We start from the raw sequence: 18,179 nt of genomic DNA, 5'->3' as shown, positions 1-18,179 counted from the left end.
GTTTAAAAACCAAGTTAAGCTGCATAAGCTGTAAACCCCGTTTACAGCTCTAATGTTAATTTAGGCCATTTTTCTTGCCACTTTTTGTTATTAAGTCGTGTTAAAAAAATAGCTTTTTCACGTTTTGAATTATACCGCAGGGTTAAATTAAATAACGACTCAAAGCCAAACCCCGAGATAAAGGTAAGCTGATTAGCATGGTTTAATTTCACCGCAACGGCGGTTTCTTTTTCAGGCCAGTGACGCATCGCATCCACCAAACAACAATAAGGGTTATCGTGATTTTTTACATGCATTAACGCCTGATTTTTTACTTGCCAATTTACATTTGGCATTAACTTAACTAAGCTTGCTTGATGATGTTTTGCAAAATTGTGATCTGTCTCGTTTTGGTCAAAATAAATAACATCAACGTCGTTTAAACTGCTTAATTTAGTTTTCCCGTGAAGTTTGTCCCACACCAAGTTACGTAAAAACCCAGCCGCAATATACGCACTTGGTATATTAAGTTGGCGCAGTGCATTAAGTGCTGACATCCGAAGTGGGTCGTCTAACACATCGCGTTCAAGCAAGTGCTGGTAACTATTATCACGAGGCCTTCGCATTAAATATTCAGCACAGTCTTCACCGACAACTTGAAAACCCAACTTCAAATACAACCCATATGCAGGGTTTTGTTTAATTACACTTAACGCCACATCGAGCTGCTGCAGTTTGGCGTTTTCAATCATTAACGCCATAACTTGGCTACCAAGCTGCTTATTTTGAAAATCAGGGTGGATCTGTAATTGATAAATGTAACAACACCCAGTTTCATGCTGATTGGCAAATTTAATTATACCAACAATGTTGCCATCGAAAGCAATTACGTGCGTTGCAGCAAATTGATAATTAACACGCGCTAAATGATCTTGATCCGAACACGGCATACCTGCCTCAAGCAAATAGTTATGCATGGTTAATTTTCGCAGCGATACTAAATAATCAACATCGCTTTGTGTTGCTTTTTGTAGGCTAATCATGCGTATTTGCAGTGCCGTAAGCGTGTGGATGCTGTAACCCATCATCGCCAATCTCATCCCACGACGCTTTTGAATTAACCCAAATATGATGGCGTACTTTAAACTGCTCAGCACCTTGTGTGATTAGCCCTACCGGAATAAATTTTCGTTCGCTGTCGTTATCACCTGGTAATTTAGAGCCACACACTGTGCAAAACCACGTTTGCCAGTCGCTGTTTGGTTTTTTCCATGTCGAGATATGTTCTGATCCGCTTTGCCATTTAAAGTCGGCATTGACAACCACCAGCACACCAATACCATTAGTGCCTGTCGCTTTGCGACAAATCGAACAGTGGCACATATAAATATCTTTTACATCACGGGTTATTTCAAACTGCACCGCATTGCAATTACACGCCCCTTTAATCATCGCGACGACCTCAATCTGTGTTTTATCTTAATTATTTTCACTTTAATGTAATTTAAGTAATCATCCTAGGGGATGGATAGAAACAACATGAAACAGGAACCCAGATGAAGCGCTTTTTTCAGCTATTTCTTATATGTGTCGTATATTTCGCGACGACCATTGAGGCACAAGCTCAACGTATAACTACCGCGTCTAGCACGCTAAATGAAGACAGAACAATTCAAGTATTACTGCCTGAAAGCTATGCGGCAAACCCCAACGCTACTTATCCCGTAATTTACTTGCTTGATGGCGACTACAATTTTAACGCGGTATCTGGCATGTTAGATATGCTCGCCAATAAAGGCGAACTAATTCCAAATGTGATTTTGGTGGCAATTGCTGATAAAGGCACTCAGTCATACCGTAGCTATATGACACCTAGCTTTAACGAGCAAAAAACGCCCGACAATGCGACAAAATTTGCCACCTATTTAGCCAAAGAAGTAAAACCTTATATTAGTAAACATTACCGCACGGCAAATAATCATATTTTGGTTGGTCAGTCGATTGGCGGGCTATTTGTACTCAATACGTTAATTGAAAAGCCCAATAGTTTTAATCATTATATTTCGATTAGCCCGTCTGTTTGGGTTGGCGATAATGCCATCGTTAAAAAAGCCAACGACCAATTAAAGCAACAAAGCTATACGCCAATTTCGCTTCACTTAGCCCTTGGCGATGAAACCCGTATGGGACAATATGATTTTATTAATTATTTGGACTTAAACCCTAGCGCAAATCTAACGTGGCAATTTACCCATTACCCAGATGAAAATCATAACTCAGTAGGTTTAATTGCATTGCGAAATAGTTTAAAAACGATTTTCAAAGGTTGGCACATCAATGAGCGTAAACTTGCAATAAAAACGCCGCAGTCGATTATTGAGCATTATGCTGCGTTACAAGAGAAATGGCAGCTAAAACAAGCAATTCCCAATAGTGTTGCGCAAAGTTTAATGCGCTATCACTACCGCAATCAATTAGTTGATAACGTGCCCGAGTTTATCGCATCAGCAATAAATGCTTTGCCACAATCAAGCCAAGTTTTAGTAGCAAAGCAAGCAAGTTACGCTGGCCATTTTGATTCGCCAAAGGCTGCGTTAAGTATTCTAAAAGAAAGTGAAAGCCAGCATGGTGAATCAATAAGTCATTTAAAAGCAATTGCCGGCGTTTACGAACAACTCGGTGATAGCAAAAACGCTCAACAATATTACAAAAAGGCCCTCACGCTTGCGAAAAATCAAAACGCACAGCAATGGCAACTTAATATTTTGGCTGCAAAAATTAACTAGCCAAGCCTTTTGCTTAAAGGTTCGTTAACGATTTAAACTTGATAGATAGAGTCGCTTCGTCACATTCCGCATATTGAGATTGGAAGAGTGACAACCTTATTAAGCACCAAACATCACCGCAATAAAAAGCGCCAAATTGGCGCTTTTTATTTGCGCTTTTATTGATGCCCAGTCAATAACTAGATTTCACGTTAATTTGAATTACACTCAAAGAATGAAACTTAGCCAACTCCAATAAAATGGCAATTGAACACGGAACTTTCTCACTTACATTATTACCCAACAATATCATCGTGGCCGATGCAAAAGGGCCATGGAATATTGAAGCCGTTGATCATTACCATAATGACGTAGCTGCAATAGTAAATGAATTTGCCGGAACCCCATGGCATCATATTGCAATTCTTCGTTGTGAAACGGTATTTATTCCACAAGTTATCGCACGACTTGAACAACATTTTTTGTGGCGCAAACAAAATAATGTACAGTCAGACACCACCATACTTACCGATAGCTTTAGCAAAAACATCTCTAAGCAACAAATAACACAAATCTTCGAAAAACTTGAAATGACGCATTTTTTTGCAAGCGATTTAGATACTGCACTACAGCAAATAGCAAAGCTAAAAGCTGTAACGAAAAATTGAGCACTAAACAATCAACTAACTAATTAAATTAGCCAATCCATACATTCAATTAAAAAAACGCTTGTTATGATGGCACTTTCTAATTTTGAACTAGAAGTGATGCAACTTTTTTGGCACCACAAAGAGGCCAGTGCACCTGAAATTCATAAGCAAATCGCACATACACGCGACGTAAAGTACAGCACCGTTAAAACGATTATCGACCGACTAGAAAAAAAAGGCAGCTTAAAGCGCAGCAAAACCCAAGGACGTACTATTTTTTACGCACCTACTACAGAAAAACAAAGCGTTAGCGTGCCGCTGATTAAAGACTTTATAAACAAAGTGTTCCTCGGTAAAAGCCGACCGTTAGCGGCTCATATTTTAGAGCAAGAAGCGCTTTCAATGGACGATCTTGAATACTTAGAGTCGGTGCTTAAAGAACGTAAAAAGGACTTACAAAAATGATGTTTTACTTGCTGATCAACATAAGCATTTCGGTACTTGTGCTGAGCTTATTAGCATTTGGTAACGGGTCAAATAAAGCAAACTATCGCTTATCGGTATTTGCGCTTGTTACTTGGTGTATTCCCTACCCTATGCTCGCTAAATTGCTACCTGCAGATGCATTAGTGAATCCAATTATTCTGTCGCACACATTCAGCACAATAACCGCGCAGCAAACACGTCTTAATACTCATTTTATTGATTATCAGCAACTCAGTTTAATGCTATTGCTTAGCAGTGTGTTGTTGGGTGGCGTGATATTTAGCACACGCTTGATACGACAGTTAAAAACACACGCACGCATTGTTAATAGCGCATCATTTAGCTATTGCGACACCTTATCTAAACAACACGCAGTGCCCGTTTACCGCGCTGAAAGCGTGCCAAGTGGCATGCTTATGGGAGTGTTTAACAGCAAAGTAGTGTTGTCTAACACCATCACGCAAGCCAACCAAATCGCGCTTATTGTTAACCATGAAAAAACACACAAAGTACATAACGATAACTTACGTTTGCTGATTTTAACCTTAGTGGAGAGTTTGTTGTGGTGGAATCCACTGGTTAAAAAGCTGAGCAAACAAACACGCTTTTATATTGAAGCCCTGTGTGATGAACAATGCGCACAACATTATGGCTATAAAGCATATCAGGCTGATTTTGCCGAGTTAATTTTACACCAACACCAAAGCCAGCAGCTCACTTTAAACTGCACCGCAACCTCAACTAAAAACAATAACATTCAACGACTAAAACGTCTCAAGGAACAAAGAGAAATGACTTTAAAAAACAAACTTACCTATACGATGTCAGTTACAGCGGCACTATTGTTAATAACATGGCACACACTTGCGCTAGCTGCACCAAACAGCGCTAATACCAAAAGCGAGCAAGGTGCTTTTGTAAATTTTGAACTTAACGTGACCGAACGCACAAATGATCAAGCGATAAACACGCACACATCACAAATGACAATGTGGGTACATTTTAACGAAAAAGCAGCGTTTAACATTAGCGACAAATTTCATTTTAACTTTATGGTATCTGAGAATAATGACGTTGCTGAAGTAGAAATGGACATTTTAGAAGTAAGCGACGCGGGCGAAGAAATTGTAGCGCAACCAAAGCTCATTGTTGCGTTTGACCAAGAAGCAAAAATTGAAATTGATAATTACCAAGTAAGTAACCACGCGTATTCTATTGCGTTTACACCAAGCCGAGGGCAAAAACCGGAATAAAACAGCTAGGTCTATTTATTAACTTAGAGCAAAGATAAATAGACCTTTTGCAACTTTGTGAAAAGTAAAACTAGCCGCGTAATAACGCCAATACCAACTTAAATCCAGCAAGTAACGTAGCTTAAATCCAGCAAGTAACGTAGCTTAAAGTCTCATATAATCAGTCTTTCTTAGATACATTTTTCAAACTAAAGCTCAGCGCAAATGCAATACCACTAAAAAGCGCAAATGCTAGCATCACCGCAAAAATTGAAAACTGCGCTAATGCCCCGCTTAATAGGCCAATTAGTAGCAGCACCACACCAATTAAACTATTACTGACCGAAACATAGTCAGTTCGTTTATTACCACCCGCCATATCGACTAAATATGTTTTTCGTGCTTGGCGCACACCTTCATGCACCACAAGTAGTACAAAAAACAATGCAAGGTAAGGGTAAATACTGTCAACTTCAAAGCAAATAAACAGTGCACTAAGCAAACAAATAATCGTATTTAAACTTGCCGTAAATGCCATCAGCCCTTTACTATTTTTGTCTGCCAATTTACCCCAGATTCGACCACTAATAAGGCTTGCTATACCACCAAGTACAATTAAACTGGCTAACGAAACATAAGAAGAACTGGCTTGCTGCTCTGCCATTAAAACCAAGTAAGGAGCCGCTAAACCAGAGCTTATCATCAGGCTTCGTACCCATACAAAACGAGCAAAACCAATATCTTGCTTAAGTAGTTTTAAGTTGTTTTTTGCAACCTCGAGCGCACTTTTGTCGTCGCTCTTATCACCATCATATTCTTTAATAAGCGCACAACTAAATGCACTTAATAAAAAGCATACAGCGGCCAGCGCAAGTAAAATAATCGCTCCACCTTGTTCGCTTGAGCGTAGATATAACGCACCACCAAACACAATTGTAATTGCACCCGCAATGCTGGCGGCGGTACCACTTAATTTGCCACGTTTACTTTTATCAATGGTTTTACCCATCACATCTTTATTTGCGATAGAGGAAATAGCGCGTGCCAAACTAAATAGAATGGTTAAAACAACAATAGCGATACCAGCCACAGTGCCACTCAAACTTATTGCCGCAAACAGCAAAGCAAGTACCGCAATAGCCTGTAATACCGCGCCATAAACAAGATATTGCTTGCGCGTTGCTTGGCGGCGAATATGCGCACCCAATACAATTTGTGGCAACATCGCGCCCGATTCACGTATTGGCACAAGCAGTGAGGTTAGAAAGATTGGCGCACCTGTGGTTGCCATTAACCAAGGCAACACCACTTTAGCGCTGGCGAGTGAATCGGCGATTTTGCTTAATACCAGCGACACAACAAACAACAGGTAATTACCGTTTTGCGCCTGACAGGCGTTATCGTCAAGTTCGTTACACTTGGACGAATTACTGCCGATGCGATTATGGAAACGCTCTACCCATTTTGAAAAATGTGTCATAAATCCTTAGAAATTCCGTTTTAATTAAGCTTATTACTACGAAAATATATACTATTTAGATCAGATACTTAACCTTTAGACTAGTTATTAAGCAAAGCAACTGATGCAATTAATTAAAACGGCAATCGCAAAACCTTTGCAAACACATTAACTAATTTTGTCTCTAAAAGTCGCTTATAACGGCAAGTTCAAATTACGTAATATTATTTCGGCAAGCCGTTAAAACAAGGAGTGTGCGCAATATCATTAAACCAAGGCGCGCGGCTTTTAACAAAAATTTGCGCACTTGGAGAAATTGGCACATCAGTATCTAAACTGCCAGCAGGGACCACAACACAATTTAAATCGTGATCGTGTGTTGGTAATGGCGAACCGCAATCGGTGCAAAAACTTTTAACATGCCGAGTGTTTAAATGCTGATAACGTTTTACCTGTGCCTGCCCTTGCAGCCAGTCTATCTGCGCATTAAATGCAAATAAATTGGCACCATGAGCGGTCCCGGTTCCCTTTTTACAGCGCGCACAATGACACAAATAAAATGCATTAAAACTACCGGTTATCGCATACTTAACTGCGCCACATAAACATGAACCTTGATGCTGCATACGCGTTTCTCCTTGCCGCTCTCTTTTAGACTAACAATCAGAACTATCTATTTGCCATTGGATGCTCAGCGTTTAATTGTAGTAAATCCCAACGATTTCCGTACAAGTCCTCAAATACGGCAACTGTGCCATAAGGTTGCTGTTGTGGCTCACGAATAAACGACACGCCTACCGATTTCATGTGCTCATAATCGCGCCAAAAATCATCGGTATTCAAAAATAGAAAAACGCGCCCACCCGCTTGATTACCAATAAACGCGTGCTGCTCAGGTTTTGATGCCTTTGCTAATAACAGTGCCGTACCGGTAGAGTTTGGTGGTGCCACTACAACCCAGCGTTTATCTTGTTCTGCCTGATAAGTGTCTTCTATCAATTCAAACTTAAGCTTATTTACATAAAAATCAATTGCTTCATCATAGTCTTTTACGACCAGTGCAATATTTACAATATTCTGTTTCATCACTTTTCACTTTTGCGGTTTTAGCTCAGATTATTTAGTTTAACGACAAAGCGCCAACCAGTTAACCTAAAACAACAAAAGCGGCTAAAAGGCCGCTTTTGTTTGCTAAATGTCTTATCACGTTTCTCGATTAATAAACTCAAACAAGGTTTGCGTTTGTGCAAATGTTAGCTCCACTAAACACTGCTCTGTCAGTAGCGAATGTAATTGTTTCGCCGAGGTAATGGTAAATACCTCTTGCTGGTTATGTGCATCGTCAAAAAAGGTAACTTGGTTATTCCTAATTAAAATGCGCTCGTTATCCATTATTCGTGATACCACTAGATTATTCACAAATGCCGCATTTTCGTGTTGCGAGCTATAAAAATGGCCAATATTGCAATCCATCTCGGTGAATTCACTTAAATCAAAACGGTAAAGTGTGATCGGTTGGTCATTATTAGGCGCTAACGCCAAGCGATACGCTTGATCGCCAGTTTGTTCAAGGCTATACCGACCATTTGGCGCATCAATCGTTGTAGTTTTTAATGGCACAATAAAGCGCGGGTTAAGCACGCCAAAGCCCACATCTACAATGTATTGTTTCCCTTGATATTCTAATAAAGTAACACGGTGCAAGCGGCCATTTTGCTCATTACCATCAAGTAAAACCCGTGTTATAAGTGGCCTAACCGTAAAACCAAGCGCTTTTAAGGCAAGGTAAAATACCTTGTTGTGTTCAAAACAATATCCGCCTCGTCGATTTGTAACTACACGGTCAAACAATGCTTCAGGTTCAAGTGATAAGTTTTCTTTTAAAATGACATTGGCGCTATTAAAAGGGAATGTCGCTATATGCGCTTTATGAAGCGCCGAAATAAGCGCTAGTCCTTGCAGTTGTGGTGCCACATTGAGCTGATTTAAATAATCTTGTACGTATTGTTCCATCAGGGTACTCCTACTTATTTAGTGCCACGTTAAATTGCGCTAACACGGTGTTATCTAGCGAAAAACCGTCACGACAACTAGCATGTAGTTTCGCTGTGTACTGAATATCAAAATAATTAAACACTTTTGCGAAAAAGCCATCAAAAATAGGGCATAGCTCATCACTTGCCGATGTGGCCAAAACAAAGGCCTTTTTATTAGCAAACGCACGGGCTTTTGGTTTGAGTGTTGGTACGTCTGTTAGCTCAGTGATCCGATCGATCAATTGTTTAATTGGGGCGGTAGGTGCATGCCAATACACAGGCGATGCAAAAATTAATTTATCGGCCGCTAAAATTCGCTCAACCAACGCATAAAAATCGTCTTCAGGGTATTCATTTTGATAGTTGTATGGCGAAATCTGTAACGAGTCGATATCGATCACATCCAATTGGTGGTGTTTCGCAACTTGCTCAATTAGTTTTGCTGTATTGCCTTGTTTATTTGCACTTGAAAATAACACTAACTTTTTCATCAGTTTAAAGTCCTTTTGCCAAAATTGTGCAGGTACTTTAAAAGCTCAAGTCGGGTTGAGGTAAAGCGTTTTTTTAAACTTTTTTATTTATCAAAAGCGAAAAAGTCATAAATTATTTTTTTAACAGTAACTTTTGATAGCGCAGCGGTGTTGTCGAAAACCACTTTTTAAACGCATGCGTAAACGAAGATTGTTCTTGAAAGCCAAGCTCGTAGGCTGTTTCAGCAATAGTGTGCTGAGTTAGTAAAAAATCGACTCGCGATTTTCGCTCATCTGTTAATAATTCAATAAAATAGGTATTTTGCTGTTTTAGTTTGCGCTGCAAGGTTCTTGGACTCATAAACAAAGCGGCTGCGATCCGATTTTGATCGCAGTTTTTTAAGCTGCTTTTTGCTTTTAGCAGCAATATTACCTGCTCTTTTATATTTTCATTGGGTTGGCGTGCTTGTAGCTCTTTTTCAGATACCTGTATTAAGGCCTGAAACATTGCCTTGTTTTCACTTGTAAAGGGGATTGACAGTAACGCCTTTGAAAAAACGATACTATTTTTAATTGCGTTTGTTGTCACATTACAATTAAACCAATTACTCAGCGTAAGCCGTTCATTTTGGCTTAAATTAAAGGTGAACGTAATTTCATCAGGTTGGTAGTGTTCACCAAGAATCTTGCGTACAGTGGCAACCCAAGCAGTGGTGTTTCTTAGCACCATTTGCTTACAATCGTCACTTTTAACATGCCAGTCTAGCTGAACTTGTTGATCAAAATGACTCACCTTAGTTTCGCCAATATCCGCAACTAACGAATCAAAACGAATAAGTGCCTCAATCGCTTGTTCTAAATTTTCACAGCTTTCAACCAAATAGCCAAGTACACCATAATCTTTGGCTTGAATGCGTTTACCTAGTTCAAAACCAAATAAGCTTTGCTCACTTAAAAGCGCGCCGTAATTAAGCAAATCAACATAGTGCTTCATTGTTACTTGGTGCGCGCTATCGCTATTACTCAGCGCAATGTTTGCGTGATGCGCTGGTGGTTCTATGCCTAAATCATGTAAATAGTGTAAAACGCTTTGCAAATACGCAATTGAAACCGATGCCATAATATTGTCGTAAAATAACAAAAACTATGGCGTATTAGCGCAAGATAAACAACTAAAGTCAAATTATGCTGCTAACAGGTGTTCATTAGCGTCATTTTTTATGATTTCTGTTCAATATCAAAAAACAATACTGGCCACGCCAGATCAAATTTTTACTAAGTTGATCGATCACGAAAACCTTAATCAGTTTTTCAATGCGTCGTTCAAGGTTGTAAAGCCACAAAATAACAATGAGCCAATAGGTGGAAAAGGCTGCGTAAGGCAAATAACCCTGTTGGGTATTACGTTTTTAGAAGAAATTATCCATGCCAGTGAACGTGAGATCCGTTATCGCGTATTAAACAACTTCCCTGTGAAAGATCATTTGGGCGTTATTACCTTGCAACCTCATGGCAAGCACACAACCGTAACTTACACCATACAATGTAATTCACCTTGGTATTTACCTGGTGTTTTATTGCGCCGCATTTTGGCCAATGACATTCGCAATTGCCTTGATAAATTAGGAGCATTTTATGATCCCAGTTGAACTTATTTTACTGGGGTTGAGCCCCGTTTTTATTATTTGTGTCGTGTTGGAATTTAAAAAAGCGCGACAACACTACAATATAAAAGACAGCATTAATAACACCTTGCTGGCGCTGTTACACCAAGCATCAGATGCAGTGATATTACTGTTGTTAATGCCAATATTTTTATGGCTACATCAGTATGCTTTATTCGACATTAAACTCACCTTCACATCCTTGTTAATTGGTTTTATTTTACAGGACTTTTTGTATTACTGGTTTCATCGTGCATCCCACAACATTCATTGGTTTTGGCTGGCTCATGTTGTGCATCACAGTTCAACGCACATGAATTTTACTACGGCATTTAGACAAAGCATTTTATATCCGATTGTTGGCATGTGGCTATTCTGGTTGCCGATGATTTTAATCGGCTTTTCACCGAGTTTAGTGTTCGCGATTGTAGCAATTAATCTGGCATATCAGTTTTTTGTTCATACTCAAGTGATAGGTAATTTAGGCTGGTTTGAAAAGGTATTTAACACACCAACCCATCATCGTATTCACCACGCCACTAACAGGCCGTACATCGATAAAAATTACGCTGGTGTATTAATTATTTGGGATAAACTATTTGGCACATTTGCACCAGAAGATAAGGCAATTACCATTAAATATGGCATTGTTGGTGAATTACCAAAAGACAACCCTCTGAGCGCGAACTTTAAGCAATTAGGTGTTTTAAGCAGGCAGTTAAAGCAAGCTAAAACCCTGCGAGCAAAACTCAGCGTGTTATTTGGGTATCCTAGTCACTAGTTAAGGTTAGTCGAATAAAGGCGGGTGTATTTTGATACAATACGCGCTATCACACCACGCTCTGTAAGCGCATCAATAGCAGCATTGAGATTTGGTAACAAATGCTGCTTTTGTTTATTAAGGCGTAATCTCAGTAACCCTTCAGTATGTAGCTTTTGGAAATCAAGATTAACATCGTAACGTTTACCCCAATAACTCGCCGTTAAATCGCCAATAAGAATGCGCGAAACACGCGCTTTTTTAAGTGCTAACACCAATTCTCTTTCTGATTTAAAATCAATGCGATTAAACAAGCTATCATCGTAGTAATAGTAACCCAGCACGGTGCCGATATTGTCGTGATTTAAGTGCGCAGTTTTATCCGCATCTTTTAACCCAACAAAATATTCTTTTACGGTAAACAAGGGCTTTGATAATACAAATTCAGGGCCGACCTTTTGATTTGGAAACCATTCAGCACACACAGTATCAAAGTCGAGTTTGCCTTCTAATAATGCTTGGTTGGTGCGCTTGGGCGGTAAATTAAGCTGCACGCCTTCGATATTTGCTTCAGCTAAAATAAGCGGAATAAGCTCACCAAGAATGCCTGGCGTTGCTTTATCGGGCATGTAGTAAGGCACCCAGTTGTTAGAACCAGACATGTTGTAACGCAAGCTGTTTTGACCCGCAAACGCTGAAAACGCAAGCAAACCCAATGTAAGCAGTAAAATCCGTATCAAAATGCCTCCAATCTCCTTACCATCGATAACTCAAAACAACAAAAGCGATAAATATTAACAACCTATCGTTAAGCTTAGCGTAAATAAGCCTAACTGCGTAAATAAAATTAAACGATAATGAATATAAAATCGATCCATTTAGCCATAAAAAAAGGCCCGTATTTAGGCCTTTAATGTATTTCTATGGTGATGAAAACACCGCTTATTTGCGTGCGTCTTTCAATAAATCAGCCACTAAGAAACCAAGCTCAAGTACCTGATCGGCGTTTAGACGCGGATCACACTGAGTACGATAGCGCTGTGCTAAGTCTTCCTCACATAAACCATATGCACCACCGGTACATTCCGTTACGTGCTGGCCTGTCATTTCTAGGTGAATACCACCTGGGTATGAACCTTCAGCTTTATGAACTGCAAAGAACTGGCTGATTTCACGCATAATATTATCAAAGCTACGCGTTTTATAACCATTGCTAGCTTTTTCAGTATTACCGTGCATTGGATCTGAACTCCAAATCACCTTGCGACCTTCTTGCTGTACTTTACGTACTAACGCAGGTAGTTTTTCAGGTAATACGTCCGCACCCATGCGTGTAATAAGCGTTAGGCGACCAGGGATGTTATCTGGGTTTACTGCATCAATTAAACGAATAAGATCATCAGGATCCATGCCAGGGCCCACTTTCACACCAATTGGGTTTTTAATGCCACGGAAGAACTCAATATGAGCGTGATCTAACTGACGTGTGCGCTCACCAATCCATACAAAGTGCGCAGAACAGTCGTACCAATCACCCGATAAGTGATCGCGACGTGTTAATGCTTCTTCATAACCAAGCAGTAGCGCTTCGTGCGATGTAAACAATTCAGTTTCGCGAATATTTGCAGAGTTACCTGATGTAATACCGCACACTTCCATAAACTGCAGTGCATCTTGAATGCGATCTGCAAGCTCTTGGTATTTGTTTTTAAGTGGGTTTGCCGCAACAAAGCTCATGTTCCAACGATTTACCTGGTGTAAATCTGCTAAACCACCTTGAGCAAATGCACGTAATAAATTTAATGTTGCCGCGCTGTGATGATACGCCTGCATTAAACGCTGCGGATCTGGGATACGTGCATCTTCTGTAAATTCGAAACTATTAACGATATCACCGCGATAAGACGGTAGGCTAACGCCATCAATCGTTTCAAGATCAGCTGAACGCGGTTTAGCGTATTGACCAGCCATGCGTGCAATTTTTACTACAGGGCATTTACCGCCGTAAGTTAAAACAACCGCCATTTGCATAAGGGTTTTAAACGTATCGCGAATGCTCGCTGCATTAAACTCTGAAAAGCTTTCTGCGCAGTCACCACCTTGTAGTAAGAAGGCTTTACCTTCACACACATTTTCAAGGTACTTAAATAAACTACGAGTTTCTTCCGCAAACACCAGTGGTGGTGCTGAATTTAACTGTGCTTCTACGTTTGATAATTGTTCAGCATCTCTGTAATTTGGCTGTTGTTGAATAGGGAGATCTCTCCAGCTATTCGGGCTCCAAGGTTTCACTACATTTTTCCTCATTCCAATATAACCTCAGTTCCGAATTTACAGGGCTAAAATTAAATTTCAAGTGATAATTTGTTTAGTTCCATGATATTTGGTAATAAGCATTATTTTCATAACTTATTTGCGATGAATTAAGGCCAAAACAGTCAATAAGATTCGAAATTTTAATATCACGACCTGCTTTAAACTCGCCTATTAGCGAACCTTTTTTCATTAATAAACAAGGATTTTGCGATTTTAAGGCGAAATTCACCTCATGATGAGAAGATAAAACACAAATTCGACTGCTAATATGTTCTAAATAATCAATTAACCATAAAGTATGTTTAATATCCAACCCGGTGAAAGGCTCATCCAACAATAATAAGTTGGCCTGAGGCTTTAATTTTTCATCGCAGCCAAGCAAGGTAGCTGTGAGATAACAGCGCTGTCGTTCACCGCCGGATAAAAACTGCAATGGTTTTTCAAGTAAACCGGCCACTTCTAAGCCTCGTACTACCGCATTGTTTTCAAGTAGTACTTTTAAACTATCAACCTCGCTATCAAAACAAATTGCCAGCATTTCATATCCGGTAATTGAAAAATGTGCTTGGTTTTGCTGAGTTAAGTACGCCCGTTTTTGCGCTAATTGTTGCAGCGACAACGATGAATAAACGCTTCCAGAAATAGTAATCGCACCATAAACCTCGCTATAGAGGCCCGCAATGCAATCAAGTAAGGTTGATTTTCCCGCCCCATTTGCACCTAATAAGTGATAAAAACCAGGGCTTAACGACAACTCCGATACCTGAACCGTAAAGCCATTAAACGGGTTTAACAATAAATCACTTATTTTTAAACTGATAGGCGCAGTCATTACATATGGTTCCTGTGTGCAAAGTGTTTAAATAGCACCCAAATAAACAAAGGACCACCAAGTGTTGCACTAACAAGCGCTAAAGGTAAGTTAGTACTCATTAATGAACGAGATAAAAACTCGATAAACACCATAGCCGTAGCGCCAACGAAACACAGTTTAGTGATTAAATGCTTGTTATCATTTCCGAAAATCATACGACACGCATGAGGAACCAACAAGCCTAAAAACGCCACAATTCCGCCTAGCGATACCGCAATCGCTGTTAATAAAGCAGCAACCGACAAGCATTCTAAGCGCAAGCGTTTTACGTCGATACCATGCAATTGCGCGTTTCTATCGCCGAGATAGACAAAATTAAGTGCGCGACTGCGACGCTTTAATAAAGAAACAATTACGCCGGTTGCTGCAAGTGTTACCAGTGCACTGGTCATAGTGACATGTTCAAAACTACCGAGCATCCACACACTAAAAATGCGTAACTGATCGTTATCTGAATAAAAAATAAACCAGCTAGAAATCGCTGATGTAATTGTGGTGATACAAATACCTGCCAATATGATTGCGAGACTGGCATAATTACCGAGCTTTTTTGCGATCAAAAAGATCACACTTATTGCCAATGCAGCACCGCACAAGGCAAATAAAAACATGTAGAACACACTAAAATCAAAGGCACTTGATATCAGCCCCGCCGCACCTAAAATGACAGCAAGCGATGCGATACCTGAAATGCCAAGTAAACTGGGCTCTGCAAGCGGATTAGCTAACAATAACTGAAACAAATGTCCGGCAATCGCCAAACAGATCCCCACCGTTATGGCAGTAATGATTTTTGCTAAACGTAAATCAAATAAAATCACTTTATCAATTTCGCTTAGCTGCCAAGGCAGAATGGTTTTACCACCATTGAGTCCAATAAAAAGGCTCAATAAAATAGCAATAAACCCAACACCGTACGTAAAAATAGCGTGTTTGCGCATGAAACAATTTAACTGATTGGTAATACTGCGTTTATATCAGAAAATGGCGCATAAAGCTTGTGCTTGTCGGCAACAGTAAATAACATCAAACACTCAGTATCGCGAGAGATCAAAGAATGAATAAACGTTTTTTACTACGCAGCCACTTTGATAAGTGCACCCAACTAATTGAACAATTACAACACGCGTTAGTTAATTCAGATCTCGCATTTTGTCATTATTATCAACTACCAAAAGTAAAAGAAGCGGAAAACCACAGCCCTCCTAGCGAAATTCCCGTCACGCCATTTGAGGGATTAGATGCGCTCAATAAAAGTTGCTCGGCATTTAAGGATGTATTTAAACAGCCCGAATTAAGTGGAAAACTACTTACTCGCCACCCTGGGGTGATTGGTATTAAAGGGGATGCTCCCGAAATCCGAGCACTTATTAGCGCAATTAATCAAGAAAAACAGAATTTTAAGCAAACTGTATTATCAGAAAAAAGCAAAGACGCCCGCTTTGAACTCGTTCACAGTACAATTCCCAACTTGATCACCTTAGCGTTTTATCGACAGATCTTTTGTGAAAGCCGCAGCGCGTATTCCGTGCGATTTACTTGGATGCATAAACATTCGATTCAACACTTAAGCGCAAAACAGGCACTTACCTTTTTACAACAAAACCAAAGCCATAAACCGATGATCACGCAAGATAAAGCAACATGGCAAGCAATGGTTGAACAAGAAAAACAACGAATAGTGGGTTTAAGTGAAAATCAAAAGCTGCGTATTCGTCGACCTATTCGGGTTTCGCCCCAAGTCAACGTGCGTTTTAGCGCCAACGATCGCTATCATGTAAGTGCTGCGCTACCGTTTATTTTATTTAACGCTGAAAAGGTTACAAAAATTGGCAAGCTTACCGATTATGCTAAAAAGCCTGATACACGCGCAAAAAAAAGTCGCTACCTAATTGAGCGACTTTTCTTAGAAACACCGTAAAAGCGTTTAATCTTCAACGATTTGTACAATATCTTCTTCGTTGTCAATGACAATAGCGTCATCGGCGATGCGTTTACCGCTTTGAATTTCCAAGCGTTTCTTCTGCTTGTTCAGGCTCAGCATTTCTTCACAGAAATCATCTGTTGGGAACATTTCATAGACGTAATCAACAATTTTGCCAGACTTATCATCTTTAACATTATCAATGGTGTAGTCTGAAATCACCCCTTTACTGATCAAATCTTTCATCGTTGTCGTCATATCACGACGCAAAGCTTTAAGTTTGTTCTCGGTAATTTCTTCATCACCTGTAATTGATCCGTACTTTTCCATAATCGACAATAAACGGAAGTGATGTGTTTTTCCTGGAGCGGCATAACGCCACAAATGATAAAGGCGTAGCATCATCCAACGTGATAAACCACGTTTAAGCTCTTGTGCCCGGTTAAAGTAATAGCCTTTGTATTCAAGATTATCGATCATGTTGTGAACGAACGCATTAAGACAAGCAACACACTTAATATTACCACCCTGACCTTTTTTACCACTAAAATGTAACGACGATAAAAAGTTCATATTCGACTCATAAAACGAGTCATCAACATCAGTATTTTTGGTATCTTTCGCTGAATATTTAAAGCTCAGCTTAGAGCCTTGCAGCGCCTCTAACGCCTCTTTAATTTGAGGGTAAGGCATTGACTGACCAACACTTTTAAGTTCTTGTGCCAGCTCATTCATAGAGAATACAACCGCGTATTGAATACCCGATTTAAAGTTAATTTTTACAATTTTGCCTTTTGAAGCGAGGCGGATAAGTGCACGCTCTACTTTTTCTTCGCGATCAGATGGCCAGACTAAAAACTCTTTTTCTTCACCCTGCTGCTTGGTACTAACAACCGCAGGCGTAATTTTTAATTCGCCTTCGTATTGAATACCATCAATGCGTTCAGAGATACGTCGAGTAACAATCGTTCTGCCCGGCGCTTCTTCTACCGGCAGTTTTTTATGACCCGATCGCACAAAACGGCCCCAAAGATCATAATGATTAAAAGTGTTTGAGTACGCGCGAAGATCGTGGCGAGCATTTTCAATAGGAACACGAACATCTTTATTATCGGTAAACAATGCCAAATTTTCATTATCAATAGCGCTTTCAACGCCATGGATCTGCCCACGTAAGGTATCCGGCAAATTCTCAACCGAGATATTTACTTTATTAGACATTCAAGTTCCCATCTAAATTTTTATTATCTGTTAATATCATCACAGATCATTACTAAAGTTAATTAAATTAGTTAGTAAAATTGTGATCTGGCCTCGTTTTTTTTGCTCAGATCAAATTTTTACCAACTAAAAATATATAAAACGAAATAAACATGACTGTTTCGTGTAAAAAACACACAGACAAATCAAATTTTGACGTACTGGGATCACTTTTTTACTAACAAATCGTTTTCAGAACGATATTTTACCAACTCAAAGCACGATTTATTAGTATAAATAGCGTTTTTTTTAGAGAAACAGGCCCTCAGTTGGTAAAAATCGGTTCTGAGCCAGTAAAAATGGG

General features: G+C 39.6%; 20 protein-coding genes. 7 read left to right on the top strand and 13 right to left on the bottom strand.

Features of this window, described 5'->3' with window-relative positions; genetic code table 11:
• Nucleotides 1-41: 41 nt before the first annotated feature.
• Nucleotides 42-1,067, bottom strand: a complete 1,026-nt coding sequence (locus tag AN214_RS22165) for a nucleotidyltransferase family protein (protein ID WP_161805646.1) — start codon at nt 1,065-1,067, stop codon at nt 42-44.
• A complete protein-coding gene (locus tag AN214_RS00825) occupies nt 1,015-1,431 on the bottom strand; it encodes a GFA family protein (protein ID WP_054977995.1) in 417 nt (138 codons plus the stop codon). The genes AN214_RS22165 and AN214_RS00825 overlap by 53 nt, the downstream gene beginning before the upstream one ends.
• Before the next feature lie 104 nt (nt 1,432-1,535).
• Between AN214_RS00825 and AN214_RS00820 the strand changes: the two genes are divergently transcribed.
• From AN214_RS00820 to AN214_RS00805, 4 genes are all read left to right on the top strand, one after another.
• Nucleotides 1,536-2,765 (top strand): alpha/beta hydrolase-fold protein, encoded by a 1,230-nt coding sequence (locus AN214_RS00820; protein WP_054977994.1) that lies wholly within the window; start codon nt 1,536-1,538, stop codon nt 2,763-2,765.
• Between the two features lie 239 nt (nt 2,766-3,004).
• A complete protein-coding gene (locus AN214_RS00815) occupies nt 3,005-3,412 on the top strand; it encodes a hypothetical protein (RefSeq protein ID WP_054977993.1) in 408 nt (135 codons plus the stop codon).
• 66 nt (nt 3,413-3,478) lie between these two features.
• Nucleotides 3,479-3,859 carry a BlaI/MecI/CopY family transcriptional regulator gene (locus AN214_RS00810; protein WP_235576689.1) on the top strand — a complete coding sequence of 127 codons (381 nt, stop codon included), beginning with the start codon at nt 3,479-3,481 and terminating at the stop codon, nt 3,857-3,859.
• Nucleotides 3,856-5,133 carry a M56 family metallopeptidase gene (locus AN214_RS00805; RefSeq protein WP_054977991.1) on the top strand — a complete coding sequence of 426 codons (1,278 nt, stop codon included), beginning with the start codon at nt 3,856-3,858 and terminating at the stop codon, nt 5,131-5,133. The genes AN214_RS00810 and AN214_RS00805 overlap by 4 nt, the downstream gene beginning before the upstream one ends.
• A 160-nt stretch (nt 5,134-5,293) precedes the next feature.
• On the opposite strand, the gene AN214_RS00800 is transcribed toward AN214_RS00805, so the two are convergent.
• From AN214_RS00800 to AN214_RS00775, 6 genes are all read right to left on the bottom strand, one after another.
• The gene (locus AN214_RS00800; protein ID WP_054977990.1) at nt 5,294-6,592 is read right to left on the bottom strand and encodes an MFS transporter; all 1,299 of its coding nucleotides are present in this window, start codon (nt 6,590-6,592) and stop codon (nt 5,294-5,296) included.
• A 203-nt stretch (nt 6,593-6,795) separates the two neighbouring features.
• The gene (locus AN214_RS00795; protein ID WP_054977989.1) at nt 6,796-7,197 is read right to left on the bottom strand and encodes a GFA family protein; all 402 of its coding nucleotides are present in this window, start codon (nt 7,195-7,197) and stop codon (nt 6,796-6,798) included.
• A gap of 43 nt (nt 7,198-7,240) precedes the next feature.
• Nucleotides 7,241-7,657 (bottom strand): VOC family protein, encoded by a 417-nt coding sequence (locus AN214_RS00790; protein ID WP_054977988.1) that lies wholly within the window; start codon nt 7,655-7,657, stop codon nt 7,241-7,243.
• A gap of 117 nt (nt 7,658-7,774) precedes the next feature.
• A complete protein-coding gene (locus AN214_RS00785) occupies nt 7,775-8,584 on the bottom strand; it encodes an arylamine N-acetyltransferase (RefSeq protein ID WP_054977987.1) in 810 nt (269 codons plus the stop codon).
• 10 nt (nt 8,585-8,594) lie between these two features.
• Nucleotides 8,595-9,098: a flavodoxin family protein gene (locus tag AN214_RS00780; RefSeq protein ID WP_010558454.1), complete on the bottom strand. Its 504-nt coding sequence runs from the start codon at nt 9,096-9,098 to the stop codon at nt 8,595-8,597.
• Nucleotides 9,099-9,210: 112 nt separating this feature from the next.
• On the bottom strand, nt 9,211-10,197 hold the full coding sequence (locus tag AN214_RS00775; protein WP_054977986.1) for an AraC family transcriptional regulator: 987 nt from the start codon (nt 10,195-10,197) through the stop codon (nt 9,211-9,213).
• Between the two features lie 100 nt (nt 10,198-10,297).
• Here AN214_RS00775 and AN214_RS00770 point away from each other — a divergent pair, with 100 nt between their 5' ends.
• Both AN214_RS00770 and AN214_RS00765 read left to right on the top strand, forming a co-directional pair.
• Nucleotides 10,298-10,726: an SRPBCC family protein gene (locus tag AN214_RS00770; RefSeq protein WP_054977985.1), complete on the top strand. Its 429-nt coding sequence runs from the start codon at nt 10,298-10,300 to the stop codon at nt 10,724-10,726.
• Nucleotides 10,713-11,522, top strand: a complete 810-nt coding sequence (locus AN214_RS00765; RefSeq protein ID WP_054977984.1) for a sterol desaturase family protein — start codon at nt 10,713-10,715, stop codon at nt 11,520-11,522. The genes AN214_RS00770 and AN214_RS00765 overlap by 14 nt, the downstream gene beginning before the upstream one ends.
• Here AN214_RS00765 and AN214_RS00760 read toward each other — a convergent pair.
• The 4 genes from AN214_RS00760 to AN214_RS00745 form a co-directional block, all read right to left on the bottom strand.
• A complete protein-coding gene (locus AN214_RS00760) occupies nt 11,519-12,241 on the bottom strand; it encodes a transporter substrate-binding domain-containing protein (RefSeq protein WP_152960685.1) in 723 nt (240 codons plus the stop codon). The genes AN214_RS00765 and AN214_RS00760 overlap by 4 nt on opposite strands.
• A 202-nt stretch (nt 12,242-12,443) precedes the next feature.
• A complete protein-coding gene (locus tag AN214_RS00755) occupies nt 12,444-13,793 on the bottom strand; it encodes a class II 3-deoxy-7-phosphoheptulonate synthase (RefSeq protein WP_200911100.1) in 1,350 nt (449 codons plus the stop codon).
• A gap of 76 nt (nt 13,794-13,869) precedes the next feature.
• The gene (locus AN214_RS00750) at nt 13,870-14,649 is read right to left on the bottom strand and encodes an ATP-binding cassette domain-containing protein (protein WP_054977981.1); all 780 of its coding nucleotides are present in this window, start codon (nt 14,647-14,649) and stop codon (nt 13,870-13,872) included.
• Entirely contained in the window at nt 14,649-15,632 is a 984-nt protein-coding gene (locus AN214_RS00745; RefSeq protein ID WP_054977980.1) for an iron ABC transporter permease, read from the bottom strand. Before AN214_RS00745 ends, AN214_RS00750 begins: the two co-directional genes overlap by 1 nt.
• Nucleotides 15,633-15,748: 116 nt before the next feature.
• On the opposite strand from AN214_RS00745, the gene AN214_RS00740 reads away from it, so the two are divergent.
• Nucleotides 15,749-16,612, top strand: a complete 864-nt coding sequence (locus tag AN214_RS00740) for a DNA replication terminus site-binding protein (protein ID WP_054977979.1) — start codon at nt 15,749-15,751, stop codon at nt 16,610-16,612.
• A gap of 6 nt (nt 16,613-16,618) precedes the next feature.
• On the opposite strand, the gene AN214_RS00735 is transcribed toward AN214_RS00740, so the two are convergent.
• Nucleotides 16,619-17,836, bottom strand: a complete 1,218-nt coding sequence (locus tag AN214_RS00735) for a hypothetical protein (RefSeq protein WP_010558445.1) — start codon at nt 17,834-17,836, stop codon at nt 16,619-16,621.
• Between the last annotated feature and the right edge of the window lie 343 nt (nt 17,837-18,179).

It is taken from the genome of Pseudoalteromonas sp. P1-9 (assembly GCF_001399975.1).
In the GTDB taxonomy this organism is placed as follows: domain Bacteria; phylum Pseudomonadota; class Gammaproteobacteria; order Enterobacterales; family Alteromonadaceae; genus Pseudoalteromonas.
The sequence above is the reverse complement of the archived record's forward strand: the minus strand, read 5'-3'. Positions and strand labels throughout refer to the sequence as shown.